Annotated in this window: 5 protein-coding genes; all 5 read right to left on the reverse strand. The window is 49.8% G+C overall.

Annotated elements, in window-relative coordinates; genetic code table 11:
- Nucleotides 1-93: 93 nt before the first annotated feature.
- Complete coding sequence (locus ACI4WN_RS08740) at nucleotides 94-780, reverse strand: C40 family peptidase (RefSeq protein WP_439777846.1); 687 nt, start codon at nucleotides 778-780, stop codon at nucleotides 94-96.
- Between the two features lie 139 nt (nucleotides 781-919).
- Nucleotides 920-1,699, reverse strand: coding sequence for a C40 family peptidase (locus ACI4WN_RS08745; RefSeq protein WP_439777847.1), 780 nt, complete (start codon nucleotides 1,697-1,699; stop codon nucleotides 920-922).
- 193 nt (nucleotides 1,700-1,892) lie between these two features.
- Nucleotides 1,893-2,366, reverse strand: coding sequence for a C40 family peptidase (locus tag ACI4WN_RS08750; RefSeq protein ID WP_439777848.1), 474 nt, complete (start codon nucleotides 2,364-2,366; stop codon nucleotides 1,893-1,895).
- A 151-nt stretch (nucleotides 2,367-2,517) separates the two neighbouring features.
- Nucleotides 2,518-3,567 carry a 2-hydroxyacid dehydrogenase gene (locus ACI4WN_RS08755; RefSeq protein WP_439777849.1) on the reverse strand — a complete coding sequence of 350 codons (1,050 nt, stop codon included), beginning with the start codon at nucleotides 3,565-3,567 and terminating at the stop codon, nucleotides 2,518-2,520.
- A 1,161-nt stretch (nucleotides 3,568-4,728) separates the two neighbouring features.
- The coding region (locus ACI4WN_RS08760) for a C40 family peptidase (protein WP_439777850.1) at nucleotides 4,729-4,959 on the reverse strand (231 nt) is incomplete at its 5' end.

The following is a 4,959-nucleotide window of genomic DNA, read 5'->3' on the forward strand; positions in this document are numbered from 1 at the left end:
AGCTTTTTTCCAAAAGAGTGGGTAGTTGAGTAAATTATTGTGCACTAGTCCCTACTAACGCAAAAAGACCGGCGAGGAGCCGGTCTTTTTTTACTAAATTAACCGCCGAGCGCTGGATGGATAGAAGACGCTGGACTTGCGGGTGCTGACGTATGACTTGATGACGCCAACCGTGGGGCTGGAGGCGTGGACGAACTTGCCGCCGCCAACGTAGATGCCCACGTGGTTCGGCGCGGACTTGCTGCCGAAGAAGAGCAAGTCGCCCTTTTGCAGCTTCTTGGTGGAAACGGCCTTGCCGTAGTAGCGCTGGGTCACGGAGTAGTGCGGCAGGTAGGTGCCGATGGTCTTTTTGTAAACGTACTGGGTGAGGCCGGAGCAGTCGAAGCTGTAAGGACCAGTTGCACCCCAAACGTAGGCCTTGCCGACCTGCTTGTTGGCCAGGGCCACAACCTTGCTCCGCTTGGTGGCAACGGTCTTGGCCTTCTTGATTGAGGCGTACTTGCTAGTGGTTACCGTGTTAGCCGCCATGATCCAGGTGTTATTTTTCAATTCATACCACAAATTGCCCTTGTAAGTTGCAGTGGCTTTCAAAGTCAATTTCTGGCCTGACTTGACCTGACCGACAATCTTTTTACCAGCGCCGGACCGGTTCCAGATGTTCAGCTTTTTGCCGCCGCGGTAAGCAACCCGCGTGAAGGTGGCGGCGTCAGCTTGGTCAGCAAAACTGACTGCGCCCAGCAGACTGAGGAATAAGGCTAATACTGTAATTACTTTTTTCATGGTTTCCATCTTTTCTAAAAATTGAATTCGTGCTTTCTAGCTTAACGAAAGAATGTTACAGCTTTGTTACAGGAATAATACAGATGGATAAAGAAAAAGCATCGCTTGACGCGATGCTTTAGTACAAAGGATATTATTGTTAGATCAGGCGCTTAGCGCGGGATGGCCAGAAGTAGTAGCTCAGGCGTTGATTGATGACGCCTTGGCTTGGAGTGGCTGCGTGCACGAAGCGGCCGCCGCCAACGTAGATCCCAACGTGGTATGGTGCTGAAGCTGAACCCCAGAAGAGCAGGTCACCCTTCTTTAAGGTAGCAGTTGACACAGCAACGCTCTTGCCTTGGTATACCTGGGTGTAGGTGGTCCGGGTAATGTTTCGGCCCAAAGCGTGGCGGTAAACGTATGAAGTAAGGCCAGAGCAGTCGAAGCTGTAAGGGCCAGTGGCGCCCCAAACGTAAGGCTTGCCGACTTGGGCCTTGGCCAAAGCGACAACCTTGTTTTGCTTGCGCTTCTTGCTCTTAGAAGTCTTCTTCATCGCTGCTGCCTTTTGAGCGGCCTTTTCAGCGGCACGCTTAGCAGCTTCGGCCTTCTTGGCCCAAGCCTTTTGGCTTAAAGTGTAAGAAGCAAGAACCCATTCGTTGTCAGCAACCTTGTACCAGCGTTGGCCCTTGTACTTGACTTCGCCGATCACGTTGATGGTGGTGCCGTGCTTGAAGCTGATGCCAGTGTCGTTGGCTGCACCAGTCTTTACCTTGTAGTTCTTCCAAGCCTTAACGCTGTAGCCACTAACGTAGTTGATGACTACTTGCTTGTTGACAGCCTTAACAGTGGCTGCTTGAACGTTACTGTTTTGTACGGCGCCAGCAGCGGTCATTAAGGCAAAAGCAGCTGCTAACTTAACTAAGATTCTCTTAAACTTCACAACAATTATCCTTCTAATGATTAATTTATCTTTTTTAATGCTTTTTTATCATATCTCTCCAATGTTACAAGAATGTTACAGAATGAATACCATCTTATTAAAATTAAGCCCAAACAAATAAGGCTACCGGTTTTGAGGCCGATAACCTTACTTTTGATAGTTGAGAAGTTATTTTTCTAAAGTTAGTCTGAAATTAGATGACCCGCTTGGCCGTGGATGGCCAGAAGTAGCTGCTGAGGTATTGCTTGCGGACGCCTTGGCTTGGCGTTGCGGCGTGCACGTATTGGCCGCCGCCCACGTAGATGCCGACATGGTATGGAGAGGACTTGGAGCCCCAGAAGAGCAGGTCGCCCTTCTTGAGCTTGGCGGTTGAAACCTTCACGGTTTTACCCTTCTTGACTTGAGTGTAGGTCGTCCGCGTAATTGACTTCTTGATTGCTTTCTTGAAAACGTACTGGGTCAGACCGGAGCAGTCAAAAGAGTAAGGGCCAGTAGCGCCGTATACGTAGCGCTTGCCGACTTGCTTTTTGGCCAGCTTGACAACTTTGTTGCGCTTGGTGGTCTTGCTTGCAGCTTGAACGGTGTTGTTTTGGTTAGATACAGAAACCGCACCGAAGAAGGCGGCAAACAGGGCTAAACTGACTAAAATTCTTTTGATTTGCTTCATGATAATAACTTTCTCCTTTTTCTCTTGACGGTTATTATCATAGCTTACTTATGTTACAGGCCCTTTACAGAGCCTTTGCATTCTTTTTAATAACTTTTACAAGTTTTGTTACATAAGAAAAAGATTCTAGCAAAGCTAGAATCTTTTTAGACTAGGCCAAGGCCTTTTCAGAAGCGGAAGTCGTCACTTCGACCTTAGGGGCAACAACACTGTTGCGCTGGTCAACGGCGCCTTCGGTTTGCATATTATGGAAGTTGTTGTAAGACAGGGTGATCATGTCTTCAAGGGCAGGCTTGGTGAAAGAGCCCATGTGCGGCGTCAGCATGACGCGCGGGTAAAGGTCCATCAGGGCTTGCACGTCTTGGTCTGGAACGTCTTCTTGGCAGTCAAAGTTGTGGCCCATGATCTGCTTTTCGCTAGACACAACGTCGGCGCCGTAGCCGCCCAGCTTGCCACTGCGTACGGCTTCTGCGACAGCTTTTTCATCGGCGAGCTCGCCGCGGGCGGTGTTGACGAGGACTGCGCCATCCTTCATTTGCGCGATGAAAGCGGCATTGATCAGCTGATCATTTTTTCCTTTAAAGTAAGGAACGTGAACGGAAACGATGTCGCAGGTCGCGAGGAGCTCGTGCTCAGAGACGAACTCGCAGTACTGCTTAGCAAAGTCGGATGGGAACGGGTCGTAGGCGTAAACTTCAGCGCCCAGGCCCTTCCACATCTTGGCTTCAGCCACGCCGATCTTGCCGGCACCGTAGATGCCGACCTTCATGCGGTTGAACTCGGTCGCAAAGTAGTCAGGATGCATGCCGAAGTCCTGTTGGTGAACTTGGTGGGCAGCTTCGCCAACGTGGCGAGACAGGGTGACGCCCAAGGTGAAGGCCAGGTTGGCAACGGCGTATGGGGAATAGTTTGGCACGCGGGCAACGGAGACGCCGAGGTCTTCAGCAGCCTTGAGGTCATAGTGGTCAACGCCAACGGAACGGGTGAAGACCCAGGAGATGCCATAAGATCGGAACTTTTCAAGGTTTTCCCGGTCGCAAAGGCAGTTGCCGCGGACGAGGACGGCGTCGCAGTCTTCGGCTTCCTTGACGTTTTCCCGGTTCAAGTATTCAGGAATGAGCTTCAAGTCGTAGTCGTACTTGTTTAATTTTTCGAAATAACTTCTTTCAAGCGGCCTAACGCCGTAACATGCAATTCTCATTGTGAATACCTTCTTTACAAATCTAAAACCTTTGCTTGTTAACTAATTGCCCCTATTTTATTTAATTCCTTTCTCATTTACAAGGGCTTAATTAACTTTCTTAGGATTTAAACTTTTCCCGTGTTGGCGGGGCTTGACAGCCGTTTCAAACTTTAAAAAGCGTAAGAAGAGAGTGTGGTTTTCCCAGGTTGTTTTAATTTAGAGGGGTGTGGCCGTGCCCTTGGGCGCGGCCTGGTGTTAGGTACTGGCCGCCCATCGGGCGGCCTCCGTTTGTTTGGGTGTGGGCGGCGGCGTTGGTGGGGCGGCGCGGGGTGCAGGTGCTGATGCACAAAACCACTGCTGCTCGGGGCGGGTGATGCACAAAAAAACGTAAGAAGTCAGTTCACAACCTGGAGGTTGGCAGTCCAAAATTTAATTTGATCCCCCTAAATTAAAGGTGGTTGCTGTGCTTTTGGGGCTCTGTGCCCTCTTTTGATCTACTCAGGTGGGTTAAACATCCCAATTTGGCGCAACCGGCAAGAAAAAAATCCCATTTTGTAGCAACCAAATCAAAAAGCAGCCCATTTTGGCGCAACTAATCCAAAAGTTAGTCGACTTTTTGCCAGCCAGCTAACTTTGGTCCCCTTTTTAGCAAAAAAAGTTGGGGAAACCGACCAATTTTTGTAAAGATAGCTACGATTTCACAAAATCTAAGGTCGGGTAGCAACTAGTTGCTACTTTTTGGGATTTTTTCGCGAGCGGTTGCGCCAAAATGGGACGACTTTATCTGCAGTTGCTACTTTTTGGGATATCCAATCCCCCAAAAGTATGCAACGCTCGTCAAATTCTTCCCAAAACTATGCAACGCTGCCCAAAATCGCCCCAAAATTCTGCAGCTAGCCGCCGATCGAGCTGTTTTTTTATCAAAATATAGGCCACGAGGCGCCGATTTGGGAGATTTTTCCAAAAATTGGACCTAGCTGCATAAAAATGGGACGTTCACCCCCTAGCGTTGCAGACTTTTGGGACATCGACCACCCCGTCCTGCATACTTTTGGGACTTTTTGCCCAAAAACCGCACCGCGCCCCACTCAGCCACAAACAAAAACGCCCCGCAGGCCGAGCGCCTGCGAGACGTTAATTGATGATCATTTTGAAGTGGGCCAAGCCGCGGGCGCGAGACTAGATCACGCGCTTAGCAGTTGATGGCCAGAAGTAGCTGCTGAGGTATTGCTTACGTACGCCTTGGCTTGGGGTAGCGGCGTGAACGTATTGGCCGTTACCAACGTAAATCCCTACGTGGTATGGGCTAGACTTAGAACCCCAGAAGAGGAGGTCACCCTTCTTCAAGCTGTAAGTTGAAACGGCAACCGTCTTGCCTTGCTTAACTTGCGTGTAGGTGGTTCTAGTGAT

This window comes from Lactobacillus sp. (genome assembly GCF_051893255.1).
GTDB lineage: Bacteria > Bacillota > Bacilli > Lactobacillales > Lactobacillaceae > Lactobacillus.